Source organism: Actinobacillus capsulatus DSM 19761, assembly GCF_000374285.1.
GTDB lineage: Bacteria > Pseudomonadota > Gammaproteobacteria > Enterobacterales > Pasteurellaceae > Actinobacillus > Actinobacillus capsulatus.
Genome location: NZ_KB893974.1, coordinates 1 through 1,004, shown reverse-complemented (window position 1 = coordinate 1,004; position 1,004 = coordinate 1). Strand labels below are relative to the sequence as shown.

Sequence of the window (1,004 nt, the reverse complement as noted above, 5' to 3'; positions counted from 1 at the left end):
AAATACCCGAAATTAGGGGAAGATATTTCCACTTGGTGGAATAGATTTAACGCCGATTATTTTGAAAACCAAATTATCTATACAGGAGTAAAATAATAGATGTCGATATTCACATACAGCCCTGATGTGATTGCCCGCAATGTCAAACAACTAGGCAATGGCGTAATAGAAGTCCGTCGTTATAACGATGGGCATATTCGTGCCGATTTGTCTTGGGTATGGTTTTTAGGCGTAATGGCAGTAACGATTTATGACTACTTTACTTCCCAAAGTATGATCAATGATATGAAATGGGCGATTTCCGTTGATTGGGGGTTAGAGAGAAGTTGGAATTTTATCCGAAGTGAGTATTTAAATGATGGTTATGAAACATTTAAAGCAGAAATGCTCGAAATGCATTGGGCGAACCGCTACTGGGGCTGGTTCTATATTCTGTTCCCGCTTTTCTGGTTCTTTATGGTCATTTCCCCTAAATGGCGCCCTGTCCGTTTTGATGCCAAACGCCGTTTAGTCTATTTTTGGTCGTGGGGACGGTTGTATATTATGCACTACCCGAAAGCCGTACAGCGAGACCGTGAACAATTACGGAATTTTCTCAAGCCTGAGATGTTCGCCCCTTGGATTCGTCCACAACACTTCGGCAGTTTAGTATTCACGCTACCACAGGCTGATAATCCTAAACGTACCCGTCGTCTGCCATTGGGTATTTACCGCCCTGCTTGTGAATACCAAAATCATGCGTTGCTGGATTTTATTTTAGATTATCTCGGTAGTGAGAACCCTGATGAAGAATACGGTAAGTTCTTCAAAAAAGAAAAACGCATTACCAGTGATTACTTTAACTGGTTCTATCAATTTAGCCTGTTTCCTGCTTGGGGTTATAACGAAAAGAAAACTGAAGCTAAAATTCAAGCGTGGTTGGCAAAACAGCAGTAATTAGCAAAGCTTTAGTAAAAAATGACCGCTTGTGACGTACCGCACTTTTGTGTTTTAAATTGCGGTTC

Annotated in this window: 1 protein-coding gene; it reads left to right on the top strand. The window is 41.0% G+C overall.

From position 1 onward, the window contains the following. Nucleotides 1–99: 99 nt before the first annotated feature. Entirely contained in the window at nucleotides 100–936 is an 837-nt protein-coding gene (locus tag C228_RS0113020) for a hypothetical protein (RefSeq protein ID WP_018653019.1), read from the top strand. Nucleotides 937–1,004 lie beyond the last annotated feature (68 nt).